The sequence below is a fragment of the Arthrobacter sp. DMZ02-1R genome, from assembly GCF_057747935.1.
Genome location: NZ_CM173230.1, coordinates 549,168 through 574,494, shown reverse-complemented (window position 1 = coordinate 574,494; position 25,327 = coordinate 549,168). Strand labels below are relative to the sequence as shown.

The following is a 25,327-nucleotide window of genomic DNA, read 5'->3' as shown; positions in this document are numbered from 1 at the left end:
GAAGGAGCCTAAACTTGGTGGCCCCCAGGCACGCCACTACCGGCACCCAAGACCGCTACTGCGCGCTCTGCCCACCGGCCCCCAAACACACGACAGATGGACCCCAACAGCGCGAATATTCACTCATTTCTCGGCAGCGGAAGAAACCGACTCGAGATATGAAATTGTCTCCGTTAGCCATTCGGTCGCTTGACACCCCCGGACAGAGGGTTGGCCCGAACTCAGCGACTCGGGAACCCACAGCCATCCACCCTTACCCGTCAAGTCGGCAGGATCTATCTCCGACAGCAAAGTCAGTGCCGCCAAGAGCTTGTGCTCAGCAATAAGGCAACAAGCAAGATTAATTTGACCAAGCCATGCGTCGGTTGAATCGGAATTATCCGCGAACATTCGGCGAGCTCTTACAGGTTCGGTTGGTATCAACGTAAATGCACACAGCCGCCGAAGCGCGAAGCTGCCAGGGTTTCTGGTTGCCACCTCGGCGGCAAGTTCCTGCGCACCCCTAAGTTCACCAGAGTCAATAAGATGCAATATGTCTTCGATCACGTCGGCCTCGGACACGCCACTTAGAATCAGGTCAGGCTCATCGTGCCAGAGAGTGTGTTGGTGCACGAGAGTGTTCGTTGCAAGCGCTACTGAAGTTGGTCGCTCCTTAAGCCAACGAATGTCCATTCCGCTCCTCCGTGCCGTTTCTAAGGGCTCTAGGGCAAAACTCAGCTCCCATGAGACGGACTCACTTTGCCATTCATGCATGAAGGGCTTCGTGAAGCGATCAAACAGCCACTGCGTTGCACTCGCTCCCCCTGATACTGACATCGAACCCAGCGGTGCCTCAACCGTCAATGGATCGTCGACACGCCAGTCGATGATGTGCGCAACCGCGGTGGTACGTACCCAATCGGCAATTACCCGTCGAAACCTACCTGTAGAAGCCGCGATTAGAACATCGACAAAAGTGGCGGGAGCGTCCGGGGCTTTCATATCGATCGTATCCTCGAAGCGTTCGAGCCATGCAAGCGCTTGATAGGGGATTCCCTCTCGCGTCTTCTCCCTCTGCTCATAAGACCAGGCGATTGCAATGTGCAGGGCGATCTTTCTCCGCACCGGCTGCGCCATGTGCGTCCGCACAACAGAATCGGCAGGGATCCCTCACTCCGCCAGGCGAGCAAGAGCAGCCGTCGCCCATATCGACCTCTTCAACCCGCGCGCCACCCATGGCTCCATCAGCATGCTGGACTCGACGCAGCCTAACAACGCGGCCGTTGAAGTCATTGCGCTCGGCCCTTCGACTTCAGTCACGTGACCCATAAGGTCGAACTGTGCGGCGGACCGGTATGCATCCATCTCCTGGCGGGCCCACGCGACGAATTCCACACAAGCCGCGGGATTACCGCAGGCAATATGTCCGCCGTCGGCGCAGTTTGATGCCAAGTCAAGCATGATTCGGACATTGCCAACGCTGCCAATCACGAGCTACCCCTTTGCATCCCTCAATCATCTTACGGCTGCGGTATCCACCTGCTCGCGATTGGCGCATCACCGGGGATCCCCCATCCGAGCTTGTCGCGTTTACAGAAGCCACGTCTAGCCTGCCCTTCCGCTTTGGCCCACAAGACCGATCTGCAGTCCGCACACCCAGTAGCACGCTGGTATCCCAAATTCCTTCCATCCACACACCCCCTTGACTCACACCCCCTCCTTCCCTAAACTTTTCATAAAGCAGAATCTAAATTCCACAAGGCGGAAACTTGCCACAGCAATCGAGGCAAGCAACCAAGAGCCAAGCGGAACATAGATCCCAAGCCCTCCCCGGAAGGACACCTACGATGACGTACACAGTGAACTGCTCCATCCTCCTGACGGAGCTGCCCCTGCTCGAGCGCCCCGCGGCCGCGAAGGCTGCTGGCTTTGACGCCGTCGAATTCTGGTGGCCCTTTGAGACTTCCGTCCCGTCGGACGCCCAGATCAACGAGTTCGAGAACGCCATCAAGGACGCTGGCGTTCAGCTCACAGGCCTGAACTTCAACGCAGGCAATATGCCGGGCGGCGACCGCGGCCTGGTGTCCTGGCCAGCCCGCTCCTCCGAATTCCTGGACAACATCGACGTTGTCGCAGGCATCGGCGAGCGTCTAGGCTGCAAGGCATTCAACGCCCTCTACGGCAACCGCGTGGACGGCGAATCCGCTGAGAAGCAGGACGCCATCGGCGCCGAGAACCTGGCCAGCGCTGCAGAAGGCGTCGCACGCATCGGCGGCACGGTCCTCCTCGAGCCCGTCAGCGGCGCCCCCAAATACCCGCTCCTCAAGGCCGCCGACGCCCTCAAGGTGATAGCCCGCGTGAAGGAAGAATCCGGCGCAACGAACGTCAAGCTCCTCGCCGACTTCTACCACCTGGCAGTCAACGGGGACGACGTCGCAGCCGTCATCGAGAACCACGCCAAGGACTTCGGCCACATCCAGATCGCCGACAACCCCGGCCGCGGGGCTCCCGGAACCGGTGAGCTTCCCCTCGGCGAATGGATCGCCCGCAGCCGCGAACTCGGCTATGCCGGCTACATCGGCCTCGAATACAAGGAACCGCAAGAAACAGCCTTCAGCTGGGCCATCCGCCAGCGCGCCACCTCCCACTAGCGAACCCCCTCGGCCCAACTGAGTAGCAGTTGATGTCGTTTAGAGCCCTCAAAACGACATCAACTGCGAGCTAGTTGGGTCCAGCACACCTGAGCTAAAAAGACTTCAGTAAGGAAAATCATGAGCAACGTTGCAGTTATCGGACTCGGAATCATGGGCCTCCCCATGGCCATCAACCTGGTCAAGGCCGGCCACACCGTCACCGGTTTCAACCGCAGCCAGGACAAGATCGACAAGCTCGTCTCCGAAGGCGGCAAGGGTGCCACGAGCATCGCCGACGCCGTCAAGGACGCCGACGTCGTCATCACCATGGTGCCGGACTCCCCCGACGTCGAAGGTGTTGTGAGCGGTGCGGATGGTGTCTTCGCCAACGCGAAGAATGGCACCCTCTGGATCGACGCGAGCAGCATCCGTCCGGACGTCGCAGCCCGCCTGTCGGCAGACGCCGTCGCAGCCGGTATCCGCCCGCTCGACGCCCCGGTTTCCGGTGGCGAGCAGGGCGCTATCGACGCCGTCCTTTCGATCATGGTTGGCGGCGACGCAGCCGACTTCGAAGCAGCACAGGATGTCCTCAACGCCGTCGGCAAGACGATCGTCCACGTCGGCCCCTCCGGCTCCGGCCAAACCGTCAAGGCAGCCAACCAGCTGATCGTGGCCGTCAACATCGAGGTCCTCGGCGAGGCTATCGCCTTCCTTGAGGCCTACGGCGTGGACACCGACGCGGCTCTCAAGGTCCTCGGCGGCGGCTTGGCCGGCTCCAAGGTCCTCGACCAGAAGGGCCAGAAGATGCTCGACCGCAACTTCGACCCCGGCTTCCGCCTGGCGCTCCACAACAAGGACCTCGGTATCGTCACCTCCGCGGCCCGTGAAGCCAACGTCGCAATCCCGCTCGGCGCCGTCGTCGCACAGCTCGTGGCCGCCACTGTCAACCAGGGCGACGGCGGACTCGACCACTCCGGCCTTTTCAAGCAGGTCCTTCAGCTCAGCGGCCGAAAGTAAAGCCGGGCCGCAAGTAAGCCGCCCGCCCCTATAGGGCGGAAACAAGCGAAAACCAGCAGCCGGCGTCGGGCACTTCCGACGCCGGCTCCCCCAGACACACCCAAAAGCCGCCCGCAGCGGGCAAAAACAGACTTTTCAAGGAGCACACCATGACGAAGATGCGCACTGTAGACGCAGCCGTCGCCATCTTGGCAAAGGAAGGCGCCATCGAGGCGTTCGGCCTGCCAGGCGCGGCAATCAACCCCTTCTATTCCGCGATGCGGGCCCACGGCGGCATCCGCCACACCCTGGCTCGCCACGTTGAAGGCGCCAGCCACATGGCTGACGGCTACTCCCGTGCAGCGGACGGAAACATCGGTATCTGCATCGGCACCTCGGGCCCCGCAGGAACGGACATGATCACCGGTCTGTACGCGGCTTGGGCAGATTCCATCCCCATGCTCTGCATCACCGGCCAGGCCCCCGTTGCCAAGCTGCACAAGGAAGACTTCCAGGCCGTGGACATCGAGTCCATCGCCAAGCCGGTCACCAAGATGGCCATGACCATCATGGAACCGGGCCAGGTTCCGGGCGCCTTCCAGAAGGCCTTCCAGCTGATGCGCTCCGGGCGTCCGGGCCCGGTCCTGCTGGACCTGCCGTTCGACGTGCAGATGGCCGAGATCGAGTTCGACATCGACGCTTGCGAGCCAATCGCCGTCGAGAAGCCGAAGGCCAGCCGCAAGCAGCTGGAAAGGGCACTGGACATGCTCACCTCGGCCGAGCGCCCGCTGATCGTTGCAGGCGGCGGCATCATCAACGCCGGCGCCTCCGCGCAGCTGGTTGAGCTGGCCGAACTGCTGAACGTTCCGGTCATCCCCACCCTGATGGGCTGGGGCACCATTCCCGACGACCACGTGTTGATGGCCGGCATGGTGGGCCTGCAGACCTCGCACCGCTACGGCAACGAGACCATGCTGGCCTCGGACTTCGTGATCGGCATCGGCAACCGTTGGGCCAACCGCCATACCGGCGGCCTGGACACCTACACGGCCGGCCGTAAGTTCGTGCACATCGACATCGAGCCGACGCAGATCGGCCGCGTGTTCTCGCCGGACTTCGGCATCGCGTCCGACGCCGGTGCGGCGCTGGACGGGCTGATCGAGCTGGCCCGCGAGCGTCAGGCAGCCAAGTCGCTGCCGGACTACTCCGCTTGGGTTGCCGAATGCATCGCCCGCAAGGGTTCCCTGCAGCGCAAGACCCACTTCGAGAACGTACCGATCAAGCCGCAGCGCGTATACGAAGAGATGAACAAGGCCTTCGGCAAGGACACCACCTACGTGTCCACCATCGGCCTGTCGCAGATCGCCGGCGCACAGCTGCTGCACGTCTTCGGCCCGCGCAAGTGGATCAATGCCGGCCAGGCAGGTCCCTTGGGCTGGACAGCACCAGCCGCCCTGGGCGTTGTCCGCGGCAAGCCGGACGAGACCGTTGTTGCCCTGTCCGGTGACTACGACTTCCAGTTCATGATCGAAGAACTGGCCGTGGGCGCACAGTTCAACCTGCCGTACATCCACGTGGTGGTGAACAACTCGTACCTGGGCTTGATCCGCCAGTCCCAGCGCGGCTTCAACATGGAACAGAACGTGTCCCTGGCGTTCGAGAACATCAACAGCCCCGAGACAAACGGCTACGGCGTGGACCACGTCAAGGTGGCCGAAGGCCTGGGCTGCAAGGCCATCCGCGTGGAGAACCCGTCCGACCTGCCTGCCGCCTTCGACAAGGCCAAGGCACTCATGGGCGAGTTCAAGGTTCCCGTGGTGGTTGAAGTGATCCTGGAAAAAGTCACCAACATCTCCATGGGTGTTGAAATCAACGGCGTGAACGAGTTCGAAGAACTGGCCGAGCGTGGCGCGGACGCCCCCACGTCGATCATCGCCCTGCTGGACTAGTAAGGACTGAAGGAGGCACGGAATGCGTGTGGTCATAGCCCCGGACAAGTTCAAGGGATCGCTGTCCGCTCCCGAGGTCGCCAGCCGCTTGAGCGCCGGACTGCGGGCTGGCTTTGCGGCCAGCCGCCCGGGCCAGGGCATTGAGACCACGCTCATTCCAGTGGCCGACGGCGGCGAGGGGACTCTCGACGCCGCCGTCGGCTCCGGCTTCACCCGCCGCAGCGCCACGGTCACCGGCCCCACGGGCCAGCCGATCAAGGCAGAGTTCGCCGTCCGCGGCGAGGAAGCAGTCATTGAAATGGCGGCGGCCTCCGGACTCGCGGTACTGTCAGGCTTCGGCGACGGCAGCGCCCCGAACCCCGAAACGGCCAAGAGCTCCACGAGCCTGGGCACGGGCGAACTCATCCGCGCCGCCCTGGACCTGGGCTGCCGGCACATCATCCTCGGCGTCGGCGGCAGTGCCAATACCGACGGCGGCGCCGGCGTCCTGCAGGGCCTCGGCGCGGCCCTCCTCGACGCTGACGGCCAGGAACTCCCCGGCGGCGGGGCCGCTTTGGCCCGGCTGGACCGGATCGACTTCTCGAACCTCGACGTCCGCTTGGAGGTCACCGAGTTCGTCCTCGCGTCCGACGTCGACAATCCCCTTTTGGGCCGCACCGGCGCCGCCGCGATCTTCGGACCGCAGAAGGGCGCGACGCCGGACGACGTCGCCTCGCTCGACGCCGCCTTGGCCCACTTCGTGCGGGTCCTCGCCAGCGAGATCGGCCCCGAAGCCCAGGACGCCGCACAGGCCCCGGGCGCGGGTGCGGCAGGCGGCGTCGGCTACATCGCCATCGCGGCGCTGGGCGCGGCACGCAGACCGGGCATCGACGTCGTCCTCGAATTCACTGAACTCGAGCACCGGCTGGCGGGCGCGGACCTGGTGATTACCGGCGAAGGCAGTCTCGACGAACAGAGCCTGCTCGGCAAAACGCCCATGGGCGTGGCGCGGGCAGCAGCGCGTTCCGGCGTCCCTGTGATTGCCGTCTGCGGCCGCAGTACGCTGAGCCCGGAACAAGTTTCGGAGTCCGGTTTCGAATCGGTCCACGCGTTGACCGGGCTCGAATCCAATGTAGAGAAATGTATAGCTGAAGCAGGGCCGCTGCTTGAAGAATTGGGTAAGCACATCGGCGTGCGCCTATCTGAAAAATCGGCACCCACCCAAGACGCAGCGCGAACCGAGACCAAGGAGCAACTCCATGTCTGAAGAAACCACCACAGCACACGGCCCGTTTGACTTGGTCATCCGCGGCCAGCGCATCCTCACCACCGCAGGCATCACCGCCCGCGAAGTCGGCGTCCGCAACGGCGTGATCGTCGCGATCGAACCGCTCGGCAACGGCCTGCAGGGCACCGAGATCATTGAACTCGCCGACGACGAAACCCTCATTCCCGGCCTGGTGGACACCCACGTGCACGTCAACGAACCCGGCCGTACCGAATGGGAAGGCTTCGCCTCCGCCACCCGTGCTGCCGCAGCCGGCGGCGTCACCACCATCATCGACATGCCGCTGAACTCCATCCCGCCCACCACCAACGTGGACGGCCTCAAGCTCAAGCGCGAAGTAGCCGAGGACCAGGCGTTCGTGGACGTCGGATTCTGGGGCGGTGCCATCCCGGGCAACAAGAAAGACCTCCGCCCGCTGCACGACGAGGGCGTGTTCGGCTTCAAATGCTTCCTCCTCCACTCCGGCGTGGACGAGTTCCCGCACCTGGACGCGGACGAGATGGAAGAGGACATGGCCGAGCTCAAGTCCTTCGACTCCCTCATGATCGTCCACGCCGAGGACTCCCACTCAATCGACCACGCCCCCCACCCCGGCGGCGCACACTACTCCACTTTCCTTGCCTCCCGCCCCCGCGGCGCCGAGAACAAAGCCATCGCCGAGGTGATCGAACGCGCCCGCTGGACCGGTGCTCGCGCGCACATCCTGCATCTCTCGTCCTCGGACGCGCTGCCCATGATCGCCACGGCAAAGCGCGACGGCGTGCACCTCACCGTGGAGACCTGCCCGCACTACCTGACGCTCATGGCCGAGGAAATCCCCGACGGCGCCACCGCGTACAAGTGCTGCCCGCCCATCCGCGAGGCCTCCAACCGCGAGCTGCTCTGGCAGGGTCTGCAGGACGGCACCATCGACTGCATCGTCTCGGACCATTCGCCCTCGACCCTTGACCTGAAGGACCTGGAAAACGGCGACTTCGCCGTGGCCTGGGGCGGCGTCTCTTCCCTCCAGCTGGGGCTCTCGCTGATCTGGACCGAGGCCCGGCACCGCGGAATCTCCCTGGAGCAGGTGGTGTCCTGGATGTCCGAGAAGCCTGCAGCGTTGGCCCGCCTGCACAACAAAGGCCAGCTGGCGCTCGGCTACGACGCCGATTTCTCCATCTTCGCGCCGGACGACGCGTTCGTCGTCGACGTCAAGAAACTCAAGCACAAGAACCCGATCACGCCGTACGACGGCAAGGCGCTCTCCGGCGTCGTACGCAAAACGTACCTGCGCGGCAACGAGATCGACGGCCGGACGCCCAGCGGCAAGCTGATTCGCCGCGGCGGCGTGTAAGGCCACGGCCATGGCCGTCAACGTCCATGCCCCGTACGGGCAACTGCCCGCACGGCTCAACGCCTCGCGGCACCAGGCCGCCCGGCCTTCCGCGCTTCGGCCCGGCCTGCACCCGCGTGGCCTGGCCCTGTGGGTGCAGCCCGGCGAAGGCCGGGATGTCGATCCCGAGGTTTGGGCCCGGGCCGCTGAAGCGGTCCTGGCCCGGGCCCGCAAGCTTGCTCCGGGGGCGGAAGTCCTCCTTTGGCCCGCCGCCGGAGCCGCAACGTCCGGTGGTTTCGGCGCCTCCGGCGGTGGCACTCCGCCCGAAGCGTCCGACGCCGGAAACCGCCCCGCCGCTCCGTCTCCTGTCTCCCTGGCTGGCCGGCGCAGCAGCGTGGCAGTGGACCTGGCCGCGGACACCGTTCTCCTGGACGGTGTCCCGGTCAGCTTCACGGCGATGGAACACAGCCTTCTTCGCTACCTCGTGGAAAACCTGTCCCGAGCAATCCCACGTGAAGAATTGCAACGTTTTTTGGAGTCACTTGACTGTCCCGGCGCGGCATTCCGGTCGATCGACGTGTATGTTGGACGCGTCCGGCGCAAGCTGGGCTCAGCCCGCCATGTCATCGCCACTGTGCGTGGAGGCGGCTACCAGTTCGTGCCCGGACCAGGCTCCACAGTCCGCGGACCCGCGGAATACTGCATCTAGGCAGCCCGTTACACCAATAGATTGATCGCCGGCCACGGCGGTTGCCCGACAAGTCAAGGATCGAAACATGACCCAGAAACTCCTCGCCGGAACCCAGGCCCCCGATTTTGCGCTGCTTAACTCCGAAGGCCAGAAGGTCTCCCTGTCCGATTACCGCGGACGCAACGTCATCGTGTACTTCTACCCCGAAGCCGCCACACCTGGCTGCACCACCGAGGCCTGCGACTTCCGCGACAGCCTCTCCAGCCTGCAGTCCTCCGGTTACGAAGTCCTGGGCATCTCCCCCGACGCCCCGGAAAAGATCGCACGCTTCGCCGGCGACTTCTCCCTGACCTTCCCGCTCCTCTCCGACGAAGACCACGCGGTGGCGCTGGCTTACGGTGCCTGGGGCGAGAAGCTCGTGGACGGCGAAGTGGTGGACGGCCTGGTCCGTTCCACCGTAGTGCTCGACGGCGAAGGCAAGGTCAAGCTGACCCAGTACCAGGTGAAGGCCCAGGGCCACGTGGCAGCGCTGAAGGCCGAACTCGGGCTGTGACGCTCGCTCACATATAACGCCTTCCAGCCGGACGCCCGCTCACATATGAGGCCTTCCAGACCGACCCTCCCTCACATATGTCGCCCTCCGGGCCAACCCCCGCTCACATATGACGACTCCGGGCGGGACGCTCGCTCACATATAACGCCTTCCAGCCGGACGCCCGCTCACATACGGCGACTCCCGGCGGGACGCTCGCTCATGTGTGGTGCCGTTTGGCGTGACGCACGCTCACATATGACGCCGAGATGGAGAACCCCTGCAGACGATCTGCAGGAGGATTCCGAACTTTCTGCCCAGAGGTGAGCGAGCGTTCTGGAATTGACCGTCATAGGTGAGCGAGCGTCCGGGGATTGACGCCGATATGTGATCGAGCGTCAGGCTTTCGCGATCGCTTCTTCCAACGCGCCCAGGACCAGCTTCACCGATGCCCTGTTTGCATTCGGACCCATCATGCCGATCCGCCAAACGGTCGACGTGAACGCACCGGCCCCGGAGCCGATTTCCATACTGAAGTTCTCCAGAAGGTAAGCGCGAACGGCAGCCGAGTCCACGCCGTCGGGCACTTTGACCGTGGTGAGGCTCGGCAATCGCGAGCCCTCGGCGGCAAACAACTCGAGCCCCATCGCTTCAAGGCCATCGCGCAGCTCGGCCCCGGCTGCGCGGTGCCGCGCCTGAACGGCCGCGAGCCCCTCGGCGAGGATGCGGTCCAGTCCAGCCTCGAGCCCGGCGATCATGGTCACCGGCGCAGTGTGGTGATAGGTCCGGCTGCCGCTCGCCGCCCCCACGTACCCGCCGAGAAGACCGATATCCAGGTACCACGAACGCGGTTCCTTGATTCGCCGGTCGAACGCACGCTCGGACACCGTGAATGGCGACAAACCAGGGGGCGTTCCCAAACACTTCTGCGTGCCGGCATAGCCGACGTCGATCCCCCACTCGTCAGCCAGCAGCTCCAGTCCGCCGATGGACGTCACCGCGTCCACGATCAAGAGAGCATCGCCTTTGCCTGCGCCGAGGGGCGCGACGCCGGACAGGACACCTGTGGACGTTTCGGCATGGACGGCGGCTATCACCTTGGGATGCGGGTGCGCGGCGAGGACCCGCTCGGCATCCACGGGCTGGCCCCATTCGTGGTCGACGCGCACTACCGTGGCACCGCAGCGCCGGGCGACCTCGCACATACGCTCCCCGAAAAGGCCGTTGACGGCAATCACTGCGACGTCGCCGTCGGACACTGTATTAACAAAGGCCGCTTCCATCCCGCCGGAGCCGGTGGCGCTCAGCGGCAATGTGCGGGCGTTCCGAGTCCCCCACACCGTCCGAAGCCCCGCGCATGTCCGATCAAGGCGCTCGATGAACACGGGATCGAGATGCCCGATCACCGGATAGGCCAGCGCGGCAGTCACTTCCGGATAGCAATTGCTGGGACCCGGCCCGAGGAGATACCGGGAAGTCAGGACCTCTGGCATGGCGGAACTCCTTTGGCTCGTTGCTGACATTGTCCAACAGACCGCAAAGGCGAGCGAGCGTTTCGGGAAACGACACCACAGGCGAGCGAGCGTTTCGGGAAACGCCACCAAAGGCGAGCGAGCGTTTCGGGAAACGCCACCAAAGGCGAGCGAGCGTTTCGGGAAACGCCACCAAAGGTGAGCGAGCGTTTCGGTAAACGCCACCAAAGGCGAGCGAGCCGTTTCGGTAAACGCAACCAAAGGTGAGTGAGCGTCGGAGGGCGGGAGGGGCGTACCTGCGGTATTCTCTTGACACCACGGCGGTCTTTGGATTCACTATTACGTATGCTGAAATAACAGTTCCATGATGTGGAAGGCCTGAGGTGCAGAGACGCGCAGGCCCATCCGGCAGGAATCGCCGGAGTTCCGCATAGCCAACACCATGGATGCCAGCACTCGCACGAGGAATGAACAAGCATGCAGCTTGAAGTATTCAACAGCGTGGACCGTGCGGACGCCATCAACGTCCTCCGCCCATGCCTCGACATCCAGCGCTGGGTGGAGCACATCGCCGATGCGCGCCCTTTCAGTAGCCTGGACTCCCTGCTCCACTTCGCCCGGGAAACTGCCGAGCCGTTCACGTCGGACGAAGTGGCCGCCGCCATGGCCCACCACCCTCGGATCGGCGAACGGCCCAAGGCCCAGACCACCGAAGCCGCGATGTCCCGCTCCGAACAGGCCGGCGTCGACCCGGGCGACGACGGCGTCGTCACTGCTTTGGCCGAAGGCAACCGCAAGTACGAGGCAAAGTTCGGCCGTGTCTTCCTGATCCGCGCCGCGGGCCGGACTGCCGGGGAAATCCTGGCGACCCTTCAGGAACGGTTGACCCACACCGCGGAAGAAGAGGACGTCATCGTGGCCGGACAGTTGCGCGAAATCGCGTTGCTGCGGATTGCCGGCGTGATCAATGAGTCCAGCGCGATCAGCGAAGGAGTGCCCAACAAATGAGCGTTTCCCAGATAACCACCCACATCCTGGACACCGGCTCCGGCCGCCCGGCGGCGGGCGTCGCCGTCGTTCTCTCAGTGCGCGACGGCGACAACTGGAGGCACGTAGCTAGCGGCACCACCGACGCGGATGGCCGGATCAAGGATCTGGGCCCTGAAAGGGTCGACGGCGGCAGCTACCGGCTGAACTTTGCGACCGGTCCGTATTACAAGTCACAAGGCGTCGACACCTTTTTCCCGGAAGTGGACTTGAGCTTCACGGTGTCCGACGCCGGCGAGCACTACCACGTGCCGTTGCTGCTCAGCCCCTTCGCGTTCTCCACGTATCGGGGAAGCTAGCTCTTCCGTCGATTGCTCCCCACCGGCTCCCAACCTTCGCAAGCTCAGGCCGGGGCCCTCGCCGGTGTGGGCCCACCCACCGGCTCCCAGCCTTCGCAAGCTCAGGCCGGGGCCCTCGCCGGCGGGGGCCCACTTAACAGTCGTTTTGGGGTCCCAAAAGGACCGTTGCGGAGCAATCGACGCACCTGAACGCCCCCGCTAGTCGATCGGGGTGACGTAAGCTCCGGAGATGCCGCCGTCAACCATGAAGGTCGATGCGGTAATGAACGACGCGTCGTCGCTCGCCAGGAAGGCGACGGCGGCGGCCAGTTCCTCAGGCTCTGCGAAACGTCCCAAGGGCACGTGGACCAAGCGGCGCGCGGCCCGCTCCGGATCGGAGGCGAAAAGTTCCTTCAGCAACGGAGTGTTGACCGGCCCCGGGCATAGTGCGTTGATTCGCACACCCTTACGCGCGAATTCGACTCCCAGTTCACGGGTCATGGCCAGCACTCCCCCCTTGGAAGCGCTGTAGGAGATCTGCGAAGTGGCCGCACCCATCACGGCTACAAAGGACGCGGTGTTGATGATCGAGCCCTTGCCCTGCTCCAACATGTACGGCAGTGCGTATTTGCAGCAGTAATAGACGCTGGTCAGGTTGACCTCCTGGACCCGGCGCCAGGCTTCAATTCCGGTGTCGAGGATGGATGCATCGTCCGGCGGCGAAATGCCTGCATTGTTGAAGGCGATATCCAAGCTGCCATAGTGGCTCTTGGCGGCGGCGAAGAGGTTGATGACTTCCTGCTCGTCCGTGACATTGACCTTCACGAAGATGCCATCGACGGCGGCCGCAGCTGCTTCTCCGGCTGCCGGATCGATATCGGCGATGACCACATTGGCACCTTCCGAGGCGAAACGCTTTGCCGTGGCCAAGCCGATCCCGCTCCCGCCGCCGGTGATGACGGCAGTACGGTCCTTGAGTCGGTTTGAAATGAATTCGGTCATGGTGATCTCTCCTTGAATGATGAGGCTTCCAAAGTTTGGGGGTCAGTGTGCGATGAAAACGTTTTTTACTTCGCTGAAGGAATCGAGCGCGTCTGGACCGAGTTCGCGGCCCAGGCCCGACTGCTTGAAGCCGCCGAACGGCGTCGAATACCGGACTGAAGAGTGGGAGTTCACCGAGAGGTTTCCGGCATCCACTCCGCGGGCCACGCGCAGGGCCCGGCCGATGTCTTGCGTCCAGATGGAACCGGAGAGGCCGTATTCGGTGTCATTGGCAAGCCTTACGGCGTCCGCCTCATCGTTGAAGGGTACGACGACGACGACCGGTCCGAAGATCTCCTCACGCACCGCCGGATCGTCAAACGAATCGGGAGCCAGAACGGTGGGCGGGAACCAGAAACCGGGCCCTTCGGGAACCTCGCCCTGGAAGGCTATGGGTGCCCCCGAAGGCACAAACCCCGCGACGGTTTCTCGCTGCCGGGCGGAAATCAAGGGCCCCATAACGGTGCTTTCATCCGACGGGTCGCCAACTTTGACAGCTCGAACGGCGGGTTCCAAGAGTTCAAGAAAGGCATCGTACGCAGACTTTTCCACCAGGATCCGAGACCTGGCGCAGCAGTCCTGGCCGGCGTTGTCGAACGCACCTCCGGGGGCTGCGGCTGCTGCAGCCGGAAGGTCGGCGTCGGCGAACACGATGTTCGCGCTTTTGCCACCCAACTCGAGGGTCACTCGCTTCACTTGGTCGGCACAACCGGCCATGATCTGCTTGCCAACCCCGGTGGACCCCGTAAAGACGACCTTTCGCACCGCGGGGTGGGTCACGAAGCGCGCGCCCACCACGGACCCCTTTCCCGGGATGATGGTCAGCACGCCGTCTGGCAGTCCAGCCTCGCGCGCCAGCTCACCCAGCCTGATTGCCGTCAGCGGCGTAAGTTCTGCTGGTTTGAGGACCACCGTGTTGCCTGCCGCGAGTGCCGGTGCGAAGCCCCACGCCGCGATCGGCATGGGAAAGTTCCAGGGGACAATAATGCCCACGACACCCAGCGGCTCGTGGAACGTCACATCCAGGCCTCCGGCAACGGGGATCTGCCGCCCAAAATGCCGCTCAGGGGCCGCCGAGTAGTAGCTGATGACGTCGCGCGCATTGCCCGCTTCCCAGCGGGCGTTGCCAATCGTATGTCCCGCGTTGCGGACTTCCAGTTGCGCGAGGTTTTCCAGATCGGCGTCGACGGCGGCCGCGAACCGGCGCAAGAGCAGTGCCCGGTCCGACGGCGACACTTTCCGCCAGGACTCAAAGGCGGCGGCCGCGCGGGCAATCAGGGCGTCAGTCTCCGCGAGCGATGTGAGCTCAACGGTTTGAAGGAATTCTTCGGTGGCCGGATTTATGATGTCAAAAGTTGTGGCACTCACGCCCGGCTCTTTTCTGTTGGTTTGAACTGCGTCGATGGGTCGAGGCGGTCAGCGTAGGGTTCGCCGTCCCGGTAGCGTCGGGCGGATTCGATGAATCCTTCAAAGAGGCGCAGATCGGAGGGGTTTTGTTCCGGGTGAAATTGAACGCCAAGCGCCCAGCTTCCCTGGGTGGACTCGACAGCCTCAATCGTGCCGTCCGTTGCATACGCAGTGACGCAAAGTCCGTCTGCAACCCGGTCCAGAATTTGGTGGTGGTAGACGGGCGCCGATGCCCGCTCGCCGAGTAGCTCCGCGATGATGCTCCCCGGCCGAGTACCGAACTCAACCTCGCCGTGGACCCCTGGCGCGGGTTGGTAATTCGCCTCGGGCAGCACGTCCGGCACATGCTGGATGAGGTTTCCGCCCAAGGCCACGTTCAGGATTTGCGCACCGCGGCAGATCGCGAAAAGAGGAATGCCCTTCTCCAAAGCGGCCAGCGTCAGCGCGATGTCGTGCTCGTCCCGCTCGGGCTGACTGCGAGTGCTTGGGTGAGGCTCGGCGTCGTAGTTTCCGGGATCGACGTCGGCCCCGCCCACCACAATGAGGCCATCCACCAGGTCAAGTACGGAAGTATCGGTGCCGATAGGCGGCAGAAGGAGAGGTGTGCCGCCGGCCGCTACGACTGCTTCCAAATATGCGCCTGGCAGAACTGCCGCTGTTGCGTCCCAAACCCCCCACTTCGCGTTTTGAAGGTAGGTGGTCAAGGCGATGCGAGGCGGCCGGTTTGATTCCGCGACCGGGGCGGGCGTCTGGTTCTGAGTCATTGCCTACAGCCTTTCAAAACCGCGGCGGAGCTCCCAGTCCGTGATGGCGGACTCAAAAGCTGCCAGTTCGACGTCGGCGTAATTCACGTAGTGCCGCACCACTTCCTCACCGAAGACTTCCTTGGCGATCACCGAGTTGGCGAATAGTTCCCGGGCCTCACGCAGCGTCGTCGGCACGGTGGGAGCGCCCGAAGTGTAAGCACTGCCAATGGTTGCCGGTTCGAGTTCGAGCTCATTTTCGATTCCGTAAAGCCCGCCGGCAAGCATGGCCGAGAGTGCCAAGTACGGGTTGACGTCCCCACCCGGCAGTCGGTTTTCCAGCCGCGCGCTTTGACCATGCCCTACCAGACGCACTGAGCACGTGCGGTTGTCGAGGCCCCAGGCTACCGCCGTCGGAGCGAACGATCCTTTGACGAACCGCTTGTAGGAGTTGATGTTGGGGGCGTAGAAAAGCGTGAACTCCCGCATCGTGGCAAGCACTCCAGCGATGAAGTGATCGTAGGTTTTGGTTCGGGCGCCGGTGGCCTTGTCCCAAAAGACCAGCTCGTCGTCGAGTCCACGAAGGGACAGGTGGATGTGGCAGGAATTGCCCTCGCGCTCGTTGGGCTTGGCCATGAAAGTAATGGATTGGCCCATGTCGTGGGCGATGTCCTTGGCGGCGGTCTTGTAGACGGAATGGTTGTCCGCGGTGGTCACCACTTCATCGAACTTAAACGCGATCTCGTGCTGGCCCAAGTTGCATTCGCCCTTGGCGGACTCCACGGTCATGCCGGCCGCGTACATCTCGTTCCGGATCCGGCGAAGCAGCGGTTCCACCCGGCCGGATCCCAAGAGCGAGTAGTCCACGTTGTATTGATTGGCAGGAGTGAGGTGCTTGTAATCCAGATCCCATGCCTGCTCGTAGGAGTCGTTGTAGACCACAAACTCAAGCTCGGTTCCGGCAAGCGCCTTCCATCCGTGCTCGGCCGCTTTGGCCGCCTGGCGCTTGAGCATGGCGCGCGGTGAAACCGAGACCGGAGTGCCGTCGGTCATAGACAAATCGCATTGGATCAACGCGCTTCCCTCGCGGTAGGGAAGGATGCGGACGGTGTCCAAATCCATGTCGAAGACCATGTCGCCATAGCCTTTGTCCCACGAAGAAATGTCATAGCCGTCCACAGTGTTCATCTCGGTGTCAACGGCGAGGAGGTAGTTGCAGCCTTCGGTGCCGTGCTCCAGGACGGAATCCAGGAAGAATTGCGCATGAAGGAGCTTGCCCTGCAGCCTGCCTTGCATGTCGGTGAAGCCGAGGATCACGGTGTCTATGACGCCGTCGCCAATCTGCGCTTTGAGTTGCTCAACGGTGAGCATACGGTCATTGCGAGGGTGGACAGTTGTACCCACAGTGTTCGAAATGTCGTTCATGGTGCTGCTCATTTCAGTAGTCCCTTGAGTAGTGCGGCAGTGGACTCGCAATGCAATTCCATGACGCTTCGGGCCGCGGCAGGCTCGCCGTCGAGGATGGCCTGCACTATCAATCGATGTTCTTGGTTTGAATGTTCGATGTTCCGTTGCAGAAAGGGGATTTCCGCCAGGAACTCGTGGATCTTTGTCTGGATGGTGGTGTTGGCTTTGTTGAGTTCGGACGAGCCCGCAACGGCGGAAAAAGCCAGGTGAAGGCGGGCGTCTGCTTGCCTGTATTCCACCGGTGAACGCGCGTTTTCAACCTCCGCCAGCGAATCAGTGAGAAGCCGCCGCTGATCCTCGCTCAGCCGGAGCGAGGCAGCCCGCTGGCAGGCTCCGGGTTCAATCACCGAACGGAAGATGAGAATGTCGCTGATCTCCTCTTGCCGGTCCTTGTTGTCGAGACGCTCCGGCGGACGGGCGTTGCCAACGGGTTCGACGATGGTTCCGCCACCCCTTCCGCGGACGGTCGTGACGAAGCCGGCGGCGCGCAATGCGCTGATCGCTTCCCGCAACGTCGCCCGGGAGACCTGCATGCGCTCGGCCAGGTCGCGCTCCGGGGGTAGCCGCTCGCCGGTTTTGAAGATGCCCAGTTGAATGGCGGACCCCAAGTGCTCCACACACGATTCGAAGGCCATGTGTCCGCGCACGGGAAGCAAGACCGTCTCCAGCAGGGGGGATTCAATCGGTTCGGCGAACAACATGGTGGCCTTCCTTGTTGGGAGGCCACCGGCGGAGAACCGCCGGCGGCCCGCGGGTGTGCTAGTTGAGCAGCTTATCGGCGTCGATCGTCAGGTGCTCCTGCTCGGCGCTCGTCATGAATGTCCTGCGCCCCGTGGTGTACCAAAGCACGGTGGCAAGGAGGAAGACCACCGCGATGGCGATTGGTGCGTAGTTGAAGGTGTCGATTGTGATATCTGCGACCGGCGGAAGAACGAAGAGAATCACGATGATGGCGACCCACACGATCGCTATCCAGTTGATTGCGGGACTCCATTTGCCCAGGTGCCACGGGCCAGGGGTGAAATTCTTGTTGAGCCTGCGGAGCAACACCGGGGTGATGTACGCGATGTAGAGGCCAATGACGGCGACGCTCGTCACGGCAAAATACGCGGTCGTATTGAACAGGGCAGGCGAAGCGAGCACAATCGCGCAGCCAACGCAGAGCCAGATCGAATTTGTGGGGGTGCCGCTCCGGGGGTTGACCTTGGCCCACATGCGGGACCCCGGCAGGGCGTTGTCACGGGAGAAGGCGTAGGTCATGCGCGAGTTGGCTGTCACTGACGCCATGCCGCAGAAGAACTGTGCGCCCACCACGATGGCGAGCAGGAACTTCGCTACGCCTGGATTGCCCAGCGCATCGAGGAAAATCTGCGCCGGCGGCAAGCCAGTTGCGGTGGCGCCAAGGGTGGTCAGACCGTCCTCTGAGCCGTCAGGGATCGCGGCGACCAGCGAGTAGAGCAGAATCCAGCCGCCAATAATGGAGATGACCACGCTCATGACAATCCCTTTCGGGGCTGCGATGGCGGCGTTTTTGGTCTCCTCGGCAACGTGGGCCGAAGCATCGTAGCCGGTGTAGGTGTACTGCGACATGAGCAGGCCCATGAGGAAGACATACGGCCCGAAGGTGAAGCCGGTCTCGTTGTGCCACGCCGTCATTGTCCAGTCGAAGGACTGGTGGCTCGTGGGCATGATCCACAGCGCCGCCACGATAATTGCCACACCAACAATGTGCCACCAAGCAGAGACATTGGACAGGAAACTGACAATCTTGACGCCGAAACTGTTAAGCAGGGCATGGATGACCATCAGGACGACGAACAGTGCAAAGGTACCGCCGGCGGTGGGCTCGACGCCGAATGTCAGGGCCGCGAAAGCCATCATTGTTGTGGCGCAGCCGAAGTCGATTGCGGCTGTGACGGCCACCTCGCCGAGGAAATTGAACCAGCCGACGTACCAGGCCCAAGCCCGCTTGTTCCGCTTGGCGAGCCTGCCGGCCCAGAAATAGAGGCCACCGGCCGTGGGGTATCGCGAACAGACCTCGGCCATGGAAAGTGCCACGCACAGGACCAAGACGCCAACCAGCGGCCAACCCAGGTTGATGGCAGCAGGGCCACCGGATTTAAGCGCAATGCTGAAGGAGGTGATGCAGCCAGCGAGAATCGAAATGATGGAAAACGAGACTGCGAAGTTGGAGAAGCCGGACATGCCGCGATGTAGCTCTTGCTTGTAGCCAAGCTCGGCGAGGGCCGCAGCATCTGCGTCTTGCACAGCCTGCACCTTCGCTGCCGTAGAACGATCACTCATGATTATTCTCTTTCTAAACGGAGGGGGGAACGGGCCGACACCGCTCGCATCGATAGTGACCCACTTCACATCGATATGTCAATGGTCTGACTTCAAACCATAAAGCGGCCTCCCCGAAACGGTAGGCTGGAAGGCATGATTTCCGACGACTCGAACACCCCCAGCGGCACGCCAAACAATGGCACGGCGCAGAATGGCACGGCACACGACGGCGGGCCCGAACGCCGCGGAATCACGGTCCGCCGCGCTCCCAAGTTCGTTCCGTTCCTAGCACTTGGCGGGGTTGTCGGTATCATCGCCGCCGCCTTCGTGGCCTATGGACTCCCGGGCGACCCCAGCTTTGACCGCGGCGCAGTCTTCGGCTTCTTCCTCGTGGCCTTCGCTGGCGGCGGCGTGCTGCTGGGTTCTATCGCCGCGCTCGTCCTGGATAAGGTCAGCGTGCGGCGTTCCCAGCGCGCCGTCGTCGAGTCCGTGCCGGACTCAAACGAGGACGAGGCCGAAGCATAGGATCCGGGTCACAAAGACGCGTGAGGGAAAATACCACGCCAACATCATGCGACAATTGACCAGTGGCACGTGGCGACGGAAAACTTTCTCATGATCTTCTCCCCGACGAAAAAGGACCTCAGGACGCTTGTGGCGTCTTCGGGGTCTGGGCGCCCGGCGAAGAAGTAGCAAAACTCACCTATTACGGGCTGTATGCGCTGCAGCACCGCGGACAAGAATCGGCTGGTATTGCTACCAGTGACGGCAAGCGCATCAATGTCTACAAGGACATGGGCCTCGTGTCCCAGGTCTTCGACGAGACGACGCTGAACACCCTCACCGGGCACCTCGCCGTCGGCCACTGCCGCTACTCCACCACCGGAGCGAGCCACTGGGCCAACGCGCAGCCCACCCTCGGCGCAACTGCCACCGGAACGGTGGCCCTCGCCCACAACGGCAACCTGACTAACACTGCCGAACTCAGGGAAATGATCCTCGCGCTCAGCGGCGGCCAGTTGACCGGCGAAATGAAGCAGGGCAACACCTCGGACACCGCTCTGGTCACAGCCCTCCTCGAAGGCGAAGAAGGCAAGACCCTCGAACAGACCGCCCTTGAGCTATTGCCCAAGATCCGCGGTGGTTTCTGTTTCGTCTTCATGGACGAAGGCACGCTCTACGCAGCCCGCGACACCTACGGCATCCGCCCCTTGTGCTTGGGGCGCCTCGAACGCGGCTGGGTTGTCGCCTCCGAGCAGTCTGCCCTGGCCACGGTCGGCGCGAGCTTCATCCGCGAGATCGAGCCTGGCGAGTTCATCGCCATTGACGAGAACGGCGTCCGTTCCCAGCGCTTCGCGGACGCGACGCCGGCCGGTTGCGTTTTCGAGTACGTCTACCTTGCTCGCCCCGACGCTTCAATTGCCGGGCGCTCCGTGTACGAGTCCCGCGTGGAGATGGGCCGCCAGCTGGCCCGCGAAAACACCCAGGTAGCGGACATCGTCATCCCTGTCCCGGAATCCGGCACCCCTGCCGCAGTCGGCTACGCCGAGGAATCCGGTATCCCGTTCGCCCATGGCTTCGTCAAGAACTCCTACGTGGGCCGTACGTTCATCCAACCCTCGCAGACCCTGCGCCAGCTCGGCATCCGGCTCAAGCTCAACGCCCTCGAATCCGTGATCCGCGGCAAACGCGTGGTCGTTGTGGATGACTCGATCGTCCGCGGCAACACCCAACGCGCCATCGTCCGGATGCTCCGCGAGGCCGGCGCCGCAGCCGTCCACATCAAGATCTCCTCCCCGCCGGTCCAGTGGCCCTGCTTCTACGGCATCGATTTCGCCTCCCGCGCTGAACTGATCGCCAACGGTGCCACCATCGAGGAAATTACCCACGCCATTGGCGCTGATTCCCTCGCCTACATTTCCGAAGACGGCATGATCGGCGCCACCCAGCAGCCCCGCGAACGCCTCTGTACCGCCTGCTTCACAGGCCAGTACCCCATCGAGCTTCCGGGCTCGGACAAACTGGGCAAGAACCTGCTGGAGCGCACCGACCTCGGCGGACTGCCGACGTCGGGCATTTCTGGCGGAGCCGACGGCGCAGCCTTGGACGACCCGGCCAACAAGCCCGGCGCCACGGGCTGCGATCCCGGACCGGACGCCGAGTTTGAGAACCTGCTGACCGACGCCGATAAGAAAGAGTCTGTATGACCTCCGCATCCTCCGCCGCTGAGAACACAACCGGCATCACCTACGCGTCCGCGGGCGTCGACGTCGAAGCGGGCGACCGCGCCGTCGAACTCATGAAGGACGCCGTCAAGGCGACCCACAACAGCTCAGTGCTCGGCGGCGTCGGCGGTTTCGCCGGCCTGTACGACGTCTCCAAGCTGCTCACGTACAAGAGGCCCCTGCTGGCCACGTCTACTGACGGCGTCGGCACCAAGGTGGCTATCGCCCAGGCCATGGACATCCACGACACCATCGGCTTCGACCTGGTCGGCATGGTAGTTGACGACATCGTGGTGGTGGGTGCCGAGCCGCTCTTCATGACCGACTACATCGCTTGCGGCAAGGTTGTCCCTGAGCGCATCGCGGACATCGTTCGCGGCATTGCCGCTGCCTGTTCCGTTGCCGGAACTGCGCTGGTGGGTGGCGAAACCGCTGAGCACCCTGGCCTGCTGGGTGAGCACGAGTACGACGTCGCCGGTGCAGCTACCGGTGTTGTCGAAGCCGACGCTTTGCTCGGCCCGGACCGCGTCCGCGCCGGCGACGTCGTGATCGGCATGGCGTCCTCCGGCCTGCACTCCAACGGCTACTCCTTGGTCCGCCGCGTCATCAACCACGCTGGTTGGGCTTTGGACCGCCAGGTCTCCGAACTCGGCCGCACCTTGGGTGAAGAGCTCCTGGAACCGACCCGCGTCTACGCCGCCGATTGCCTGGACCTCGCCCGCGCCTTCCCGGTTTCCGGCCTCGGCACCGCAGCCGGTGCAGTGCATGGCTTCAGCCACGTCACCGGCGGCGGCTTGGCGGCCAACCTGGCCCGTGTCCTGCCGCAGGGCCTCGTGGCCACGGTTGACCGCGCCACGTGGGAACTGCCGGCCATCTTCAAGCTGGTGTCCGAGCTCGGCAATGTGCCCCTGGCCGATCTCGAGCGCACACTCAACCTGGGCGTCGGCATGGTGGCCATCGTGTCCCCGGAGATCGCCGACGCCGCTGTTTCCCGCCTCAATGAGCGCGGCCTGCCGTCGTGGGTCATGGGTACTGTTGCCGCGGATTCCGCATCCGTGGACAAGAGCGGCCCGGACTACGTCCAGGGTGCCAAGGGCGTCGACGGCGGCGCGGTGCGCCTGGTCAACGCCTACGCCTAAGCGTTCTTAACGCAAAAGAGTGCCCACCCAATTGCCGATCTGGCAGTTGGGTGGGCACTCGTTCGTTTAAGGCCTAGGTGTTTAAGGTCTAGTTGCTTTCGCCAGCCATCACGCTGAAGGCCGCTCCGGCGGGATCACCGAGGACTGCCATGCGGCCGATGCCGGGGACGTCGAAGGCAGGAGCGAAGATCTGGGCCCCGAGCTCCACGGCCTTCGCCACGGATTCATTGACGTCGGCCACATTGAAGTACGTCATCCAGAACGGCGGCATACCCTCCATGGGCTGCTTCATGGCTCCGGCCACGGACTTTCCATCTACTACGAGCTGCGTGTACTCCTGCAGATCGCCGGCGGCGGCCGTCTCACTGGAGCATCCCGTCACGGCCTCGTAGAACGCAACGGCCTTGGCGACGTCGTTCGTCTGCAGTTCGCTCCAGACCACAGTGCCAGGCTCGTTGACCAACCCGGCGCCATGGTGGCTTCCGGCTTCCCAGAAACCAACCTGCGCACCGGTGGGATCGGCGGCGAAGAACATGCGGCCGCTTCCGTTGGGGACGCTGTCCGGCGGAAACAGGATGTTGCCGCCGGCCGCCGTCGCACGTTCAGCTGCCTCGTCAACCGAATCGACGGCAAGGTAGTTCGCCCAGTAGGACGGCACACCGGCCGCCGCCATGTCCGGCATTTGCTGCATCATGCCCGCGACGTAGCGGTCCTGCAGCTTGGCCATGTAGTAGGTCACGCCGTTACCGGCATCCATCGCGTCCAATTCCCAGCCGAACAGATCACCATAGAAGGCCTTGGAAGCCTCAATGTCCGACGACGACAGGTCCACCCAACACGGAGTTCCCTGCTTGTAGCTATCAACCTGCGGCATTGCTATCCCTTCGTTGAAGATGCCGGCATGCGCCAGCGGATACCACGTTCAAACTAGTACGGGGGTCCGACACTGACAACAGCCAGCGCGGGCGGACCCGATTGGAACCCCTCGCAACCCTCTATGCGTGAACTGCGCGGCCCGTGAACGCGACCAAGCGGTCCAGGCTGGATGCCGTCTCCGCGATTTCCTGGGCCGGGGCGAAGCTGCCGCTTGCGCGGACCTGCTCGCTGATGGTGTTCTGCGCGAGGACCTCGACGTAATTGGTGAGCTCATCTGCCACCGACACCTCAAGGCCCAGGGCCTTGGAGAAGTCCCAAGCGTGGACCAGGAACTCGAGGTTGAGAATGGAGGCGACCATCGGGGCCGGCAGTTCGGCGAAGCCCATGTCGATGGTGCCCTCGAGCCCGCGGCGGTAGAAGGCTTCCAGTGTGGGCTGCGCGAGATCTGCGATGCGCACCTCAGGCGACTTTCCGGCGTCGTCCGCTACATCGGCTCCCAGAGCCTTGGCGATGCTAGCGATTGAGCCAGCGAGGTGGTCAAGCAGCTGCGCCACGTTGAAGTCGGCACACGGGGTCGGGGTCTGTGCGTCGGCTTCGGTGACATGCGCCAGCACGCGCTGCACGATGGCAAGCGTGGCGTCAGCGGAGGTGAGCTCGGTGAGATCGGCAGGGGCAGCTGCCCATTCGTCGGCACCGGCGTCGCCCGTGGATGCCGCGGCGAGGAGGCGGTCGAGGTAGTGGTTCCAACCCTCGGAGTGGGCTGCGACGGCTTCCGGCGTCGGAAGCCCCTCGTGCACAAGGCGAACCGTGGTGCCGCCGTCGGCCGGCTCAAGGGTGATGGCTACGGTGGAGACGTTGTCCGCCGGCGCTTCAGGCTGCTCCCACGCCCAGGTGAAGACGACGCGCTTGCCCGGTTCGATTTCGGCGAAGGTTCCGGCTGCGTGGTGGCCCGGAGTGACGGTCCAGCGGTACTCGCCGCCTAGCTTCAGGTCGACGCGGGCGGCAACGGTCTGCCAGCGGCGGAGGCGTGCGGGCTGGGTGATGAGTTCGAACGCCTGGTCGACGTTGAGGGGAAGAAGAACGGTCTTGTCATAAATCATGATGATTCCTCTGTTGTTTGAAGGCGGTCGGTGGTGAAGTTCTGTGCGTCAGCAAGGAGCATGTCCAGCTCCGTGGTCCAGAACTGCTCAAAAAGCATCCGGAGTTCTCTCATGCCAGCGTTGTCCAAACGATAGAAGCGGTTGCGTCCCTCTTTGCGGGCCGCAACGAGGCCTACCTGCTCCAGCAGCAACAAGTGCTGAGAAACGGCGGACCTGCTCACCGTGAATTCGCCAGCTAGCTCCGTCACGGTGCGCTCGCCCGCCGCAAGAATTTGCAGCAGGCGCCGCCTGTTCGGCTCCGCGGCGACTTCCAGTGGGTCGAGCATGATTAATACGTTAGCCGTCACTAACGCATTCTGTCAACGGCTTTCGAGAGCGCACTACCGATGCCTACAGCACGGCGGGGGACGCCTCATCGAGAAGGGAACGAAAAAGGCCCGTGGGGCACGCCAATCATGGCGGGCCCCACGGGCTCAATCGTTTGCGTGGCATCCGGGGATGCCAAATGACCTCTTGTACGACGGCGGTACGCAACTCGATGCCGGAAGGCACCTGATGGTCGCGACAGCTATCCGATGCGGCGGGTGTCTACCTCGTCGTCATCGTCTTCCAAGTCCTGTGCGTACTTGTCCTCATAAGCCGAGTAATCCGGCTCCGGCGGATCATCCGCGAATCGGCTCGTCGCACGACTTGATGGACCCGTTAGCTCGCGCTGAAGGGCCGAATAGTCAGTGTTCGGGGAGTAGTACTTGATGTCCCGAGCCTGCTTGGTAGCTTTTGCCTTTTGACGGCCGCGCCCCATGGCGTGACCCCCTTTTGTACTTGGACCGGAGGTGGTCACCTTGGCGATCGGTGAGGCCCCGGAATGTTTGGTCAATTTGTCGTAT

General features: G+C 63.4%; 25 protein-coding genes. 12 read left to right on the top strand and 13 right to left on the bottom strand.

Annotated elements, in window-relative coordinates:
- Positions 1-123: 123 nt before the first annotated feature.
- Both AC3ANQ_RS02685 and AC3ANQ_RS02680 read right to left on the bottom strand, forming a co-directional pair.
- On the bottom strand, positions 124-1,116 hold the full coding sequence (locus AC3ANQ_RS02685; protein ID WP_488303693.1) for a hypothetical protein: 993 nt from the start codon (positions 1,114-1,116) through the stop codon (positions 124-126).
- 33 nt (positions 1,117-1,149) lie between these two features.
- Positions 1,150-1,470 carry a hypothetical protein gene (locus tag AC3ANQ_RS02680; RefSeq protein WP_488303692.1) on the bottom strand — a complete coding sequence of 107 codons (321 nt, stop codon included), beginning with the start codon at positions 1,468-1,470 and terminating at the stop codon, positions 1,150-1,152.
- A 356-nt stretch (positions 1,471-1,826) separates the two neighbouring features.
- Between AC3ANQ_RS02680 and AC3ANQ_RS02675 the strand changes: the two genes are divergently transcribed.
- The 7 genes from AC3ANQ_RS02675 (at position 1,827) to bcp (ending at position 9,380) form a co-directional block, all read left to right on the top strand.
- Positions 1,827-2,630 carry a hydroxypyruvate isomerase family protein gene (locus AC3ANQ_RS02675; RefSeq protein WP_488303691.1) on the top strand — a complete coding sequence of 268 codons (804 nt, stop codon included), beginning with the start codon at positions 1,827-1,829 and terminating at the stop codon, positions 2,628-2,630.
- A gap of 120 nt (positions 2,631-2,750) precedes the next feature.
- A complete protein-coding gene (locus tag AC3ANQ_RS02670) occupies positions 2,751-3,629 on the top strand; it encodes a 2-hydroxy-3-oxopropionate reductase (protein WP_488303690.1) in 879 nt (292 codons plus the stop codon).
- A gap of 149 nt (positions 3,630-3,778) precedes the next feature.
- On the top strand, positions 3,779-5,557 hold the full coding sequence (gene gcl, locus AC3ANQ_RS02665) for a glyoxylate carboligase (RefSeq protein ID WP_488303689.1): 1,779 nt from the start codon (positions 3,779-3,781) through the stop codon (positions 5,555-5,557).
- A 22-nt stretch (positions 5,558-5,579) separates the two neighbouring features.
- Positions 5,580-6,803 carry a glycerate kinase gene (locus tag AC3ANQ_RS02660; protein ID WP_488303688.1) on the top strand — a complete coding sequence of 408 codons (1,224 nt, stop codon included), beginning with the start codon at positions 5,580-5,582 and terminating at the stop codon, positions 6,801-6,803.
- Positions 6,796-8,157 (top strand): allantoinase AllB, encoded by a 1,362-nt coding sequence (allB, locus tag AC3ANQ_RS02655; protein WP_268020277.1) that lies wholly within the window; start codon positions 6,796-6,798, stop codon positions 8,155-8,157. Before AC3ANQ_RS02660 ends, allB begins: the two co-directional genes overlap by 8 nt.
- Positions 8,158-8,167: 10 nt before the next feature.
- Positions 8,168-8,845 (top strand): winged helix-turn-helix domain-containing protein, encoded by a 678-nt coding sequence (locus tag AC3ANQ_RS02650; protein ID WP_488303687.1) that lies wholly within the window; start codon positions 8,168-8,170, stop codon positions 8,843-8,845.
- Between the two features lie 67 nt (positions 8,846-8,912).
- Positions 8,913-9,380: a thioredoxin-dependent thiol peroxidase gene (gene bcp, locus AC3ANQ_RS02645; RefSeq protein WP_488303686.1), complete on the top strand. Its 468-nt coding sequence runs from the start codon at positions 8,913-8,915 to the stop codon at positions 9,378-9,380.
- A gap of 377 nt (positions 9,381-9,757) precedes the next feature.
- Here the strand turns inward: bcp and AC3ANQ_RS02640 are convergent, their stop codons facing one another.
- Complete coding sequence (locus tag AC3ANQ_RS02640) at positions 9,758-10,852, bottom strand: pyridoxal-phosphate-dependent aminotransferase family protein (protein ID WP_488303685.1); 1,095 nt, start codon at positions 10,850-10,852, stop codon at positions 9,758-9,760.
- Between the two features lie 456 nt (positions 10,853-11,308).
- Between AC3ANQ_RS02640 and uraD the strand changes: the two genes are divergently transcribed.
- Both uraD and uraH read left to right on the top strand, forming a co-directional pair.
- Entirely contained in the window at positions 11,309-11,839 is a 531-nt protein-coding gene (gene uraD / locus AC3ANQ_RS02635) for a 2-oxo-4-hydroxy-4-carboxy-5-ureidoimidazoline decarboxylase (RefSeq protein ID WP_488303684.1), read from the top strand.
- Positions 11,836-12,177, top strand: a complete 342-nt coding sequence (gene uraH, locus AC3ANQ_RS02630) for a hydroxyisourate hydrolase (protein ID WP_488303683.1) — start codon at positions 11,836-11,838, stop codon at positions 12,175-12,177. Before uraD ends, uraH begins: the two co-directional genes overlap by 4 nt.
- A 198-nt stretch (positions 12,178-12,375) precedes the next feature.
- Here the strand turns inward: uraH and AC3ANQ_RS02625 are convergent, their stop codons facing one another.
- Genes AC3ANQ_RS02625 through AC3ANQ_RS02600 form a run of 6 tightly spaced genes read right to left on the bottom strand, consistent with a single transcriptional unit; the run spans position 12,376 to position 19,118 of the window.
- Positions 12,376-13,158 carry a 3-oxoacyl-ACP reductase gene (locus AC3ANQ_RS02625; protein ID WP_488303682.1) on the bottom strand — a complete coding sequence of 261 codons (783 nt, stop codon included), beginning with the start codon at positions 13,156-13,158 and terminating at the stop codon, positions 12,376-12,378.
- A gap of 42 nt (positions 13,159-13,200) precedes the next feature.
- Positions 13,201-14,565, bottom strand: a complete 1,365-nt coding sequence (locus tag AC3ANQ_RS02620) for an aldehyde dehydrogenase family protein (protein WP_488303681.1) — start codon at positions 14,563-14,565, stop codon at positions 13,201-13,203.
- Complete coding sequence (locus AC3ANQ_RS02615; RefSeq protein ID WP_488303680.1) at positions 14,562-15,368, bottom strand: gamma-glutamyl-gamma-aminobutyrate hydrolase family protein; 807 nt, start codon at positions 15,366-15,368, stop codon at positions 14,562-14,564. The genes AC3ANQ_RS02620 and AC3ANQ_RS02615 overlap by 4 nt, the downstream gene beginning before the upstream one ends.
- 3 nt (positions 15,369-15,371) lie before the next feature.
- Positions 15,372-16,784: a glutamine synthetase family protein gene (locus tag AC3ANQ_RS02610; protein ID WP_488303679.1), complete on the bottom strand. Its 1,413-nt coding sequence runs from the start codon at positions 16,782-16,784 to the stop codon at positions 15,372-15,374.
- Complete coding sequence (locus AC3ANQ_RS02605; RefSeq protein ID WP_488303678.1) at positions 16,781-17,515, bottom strand: FadR/GntR family transcriptional regulator; 735 nt, start codon at positions 17,513-17,515, stop codon at positions 16,781-16,783. The genes AC3ANQ_RS02610 and AC3ANQ_RS02605 overlap by 4 nt, the downstream gene beginning before the upstream one ends.
- Positions 17,516-17,573: 58 nt before the next feature.
- Positions 17,574-19,118 carry an amino acid permease gene (locus AC3ANQ_RS02600; protein WP_488303677.1) on the bottom strand — a complete coding sequence of 515 codons (1,545 nt, stop codon included), beginning with the start codon at positions 19,116-19,118 and terminating at the stop codon, positions 17,574-17,576.
- A 135-nt stretch (positions 19,119-19,253) separates the two neighbouring features.
- Between AC3ANQ_RS02600 and AC3ANQ_RS02595 the strand changes: the two genes are divergently transcribed.
- The 3 genes from AC3ANQ_RS02595 to purM all read left to right on the top strand — a co-directional run bounded on the left by AC3ANQ_RS02595 (position 19,254) and on the right by purM (position 22,464).
- Complete coding sequence (locus AC3ANQ_RS02595; protein ID WP_488303676.1) at positions 19,254-19,625, top strand: hypothetical protein; 372 nt, start codon at positions 19,254-19,256, stop codon at positions 19,623-19,625.
- Between the two features lie 62 nt (positions 19,626-19,687).
- Positions 19,688-21,307, top strand: a complete 1,620-nt coding sequence (gene purF, locus AC3ANQ_RS02590) for an amidophosphoribosyltransferase (protein WP_488303675.1) — start codon at positions 19,688-19,690, stop codon at positions 21,305-21,307.
- Positions 21,304-22,464: a phosphoribosylformylglycinamidine cyclo-ligase gene (gene purM, locus AC3ANQ_RS02585; protein ID WP_488303674.1), complete on the top strand. Its 1,161-nt coding sequence runs from the start codon at positions 21,304-21,306 to the stop codon at positions 22,462-22,464. The genes purF and purM overlap by 4 nt, the downstream gene beginning before the upstream one ends.
- An 88-nt stretch (positions 22,465-22,552) precedes the next feature.
- Here purM and AC3ANQ_RS02580 read toward each other — a convergent pair whose 3' ends face one another.
- The 4 genes from AC3ANQ_RS02580 to AC3ANQ_RS02565 all read right to left on the bottom strand — a co-directional run bounded on the left by AC3ANQ_RS02580 (position 22,553) and on the right by AC3ANQ_RS02565 (position 25,242).
- On the bottom strand, positions 22,553-23,338 hold the full coding sequence (locus AC3ANQ_RS02580; protein WP_488303673.1) for a VOC family protein: 786 nt from the start codon (positions 23,336-23,338) through the stop codon (positions 22,553-22,555).
- Positions 23,339-23,459: 121 nt separating this feature from the next.
- Positions 23,460-24,440, bottom strand: coding sequence for a TIGR03086 family metal-binding protein (locus tag AC3ANQ_RS02575; protein ID WP_488303672.1), 981 nt, complete (start codon positions 24,438-24,440; stop codon positions 23,460-23,462).
- The gene (locus AC3ANQ_RS02570) at positions 24,437-24,787 is read right to left on the bottom strand and encodes an ArsR/SmtB family transcription factor (RefSeq protein ID WP_488303671.1); all 351 of its coding nucleotides are present in this window, start codon (positions 24,785-24,787) and stop codon (positions 24,437-24,439) included. The genes AC3ANQ_RS02575 and AC3ANQ_RS02570 overlap by 4 nt, the downstream gene beginning before the upstream one ends.
- Before the next feature lie 221 nt (positions 24,788-25,008).
- Positions 25,009-25,242 (bottom strand): DUF3073 domain-containing protein, encoded by a 234-nt coding sequence (locus AC3ANQ_RS02565; protein WP_028265518.1) that lies wholly within the window; start codon positions 25,240-25,242, stop codon positions 25,009-25,011.
- Between the last annotated feature and the right edge of the window lie 85 nt (positions 25,243-25,327).

What these genes read in the sequence shown, in the direction of transcription:
- AC3ANQ_RS02685 (WP_488303693.1), bottom strand. Translation starts at nt 1,116, where the DNA reads ATGGCGCAGCCGGTGCGGAGAAAGATCGCCCTGCACATTGCAATCGCC.
- AC3ANQ_RS02675 (WP_488303691.1), top strand. Translation starts at nt 1,827, where the DNA reads ATGACGTACACAGTGAACTGCTCCATCCTCCTGACGGAGCTGCCCCTG.
- AC3ANQ_RS02670 (WP_488303690.1), top strand. Translation starts at nt 2,751, where the DNA reads ATGAGCAACGTTGCAGTTATCGGACTCGGAATCATGGGCCTCCCCATG.
- gcl (WP_488303689.1), top strand. Translation starts at nt 3,779, where the DNA reads ATGACGAAGATGCGCACTGTAGACGCAGCCGTCGCCATCTTGGCAAAG.
- AC3ANQ_RS02660 (WP_488303688.1), top strand. Translation starts at nt 5,580, where the DNA reads ATGCGTGTGGTCATAGCCCCGGACAAGTTCAAGGGATCGCTGTCCGCT.
- allB (WP_268020277.1), top strand. Translation starts at nt 6,796, where the DNA reads ATGTCTGAAGAAACCACCACAGCACACGGCCCGTTTGACTTGGTCATC.
- AC3ANQ_RS02650 (WP_488303687.1), top strand. Translation starts at nt 8,168, where the DNA reads ATGGCCGTCAACGTCCATGCCCCGTACGGGCAACTGCCCGCACGGCTC.
- bcp (WP_488303686.1), top strand. Translation starts at nt 8,913, where the DNA reads ATGACCCAGAAACTCCTCGCCGGAACCCAGGCCCCCGATTTTGCGCTG.
- AC3ANQ_RS02640 (WP_488303685.1), bottom strand. Translation starts at nt 10,852, where the DNA reads ATGCCAGAGGTCCTGACTTCCCGGTATCTCCTCGGGCCGGGTCCCAGC.
- uraD (WP_488303684.1), top strand. Translation starts at nt 11,309, where the DNA reads ATGCAGCTTGAAGTATTCAACAGCGTGGACCGTGCGGACGCCATCAAC.
- uraH (WP_488303683.1), top strand. Translation starts at nt 11,836, where the DNA reads ATGAGCGTTTCCCAGATAACCACCCACATCCTGGACACCGGCTCCGGC.
- AC3ANQ_RS02625 (WP_488303682.1), bottom strand. Translation starts at nt 13,158, where the DNA reads ATGACCGAATTCATTTCAAACCGACTCAAGGACCGTACTGCCGTCATC.
- AC3ANQ_RS02615 (WP_488303680.1), bottom strand. Translation starts at nt 15,368, where the DNA reads ATGACTCAGAACCAGACGCCCGCCCCGGTCGCGGAATCAAACCGGCCG.
- AC3ANQ_RS02610 (WP_488303679.1), bottom strand. Translation starts at nt 16,784, where the DNA reads ATGAGCAGCACCATGAACGACATTTCGAACACTGTGGGTACAACTGTC.
- AC3ANQ_RS02605 (WP_488303678.1), bottom strand. Translation starts at nt 17,515, where the DNA reads ATGTTGTTCGCCGAACCGATTGAATCCCCCCTGCTGGAGACGGTCTTG.
- AC3ANQ_RS02600 (WP_488303677.1), bottom strand. Translation starts at nt 19,118, where the DNA reads ATGAGTGATCGTTCTACGGCAGCGAAGGTGCAGGCTGTGCAAGACGCA.
- AC3ANQ_RS02595 (WP_488303676.1), top strand. Translation starts at nt 19,254, where the DNA reads ATGATTTCCGACGACTCGAACACCCCCAGCGGCACGCCAAACAATGGC.
- purM (WP_488303674.1), top strand. Translation starts at nt 21,304, where the DNA reads ATGACCTCCGCATCCTCCGCCGCTGAGAACACAACCGGCATCACCTAC.
- AC3ANQ_RS02580 (WP_488303673.1), bottom strand. Translation starts at nt 23,338, where the DNA reads ATGCCGCAGGTTGATAGCTACAAGCAGGGAACTCCGTGTTGGGTGGAC.
- AC3ANQ_RS02575 (WP_488303672.1), bottom strand. Translation starts at nt 24,440, where the DNA reads ATGATTTATGACAAGACCGTTCTTCTTCCCCTCAACGTCGACCAGGCG.
- AC3ANQ_RS02565 (WP_028265518.1), bottom strand. Translation starts at nt 25,242, where the DNA reads ATGGGGCGCGGCCGTCAAAAGGCAAAAGCTACCAAGCAGGCTCGGGAC.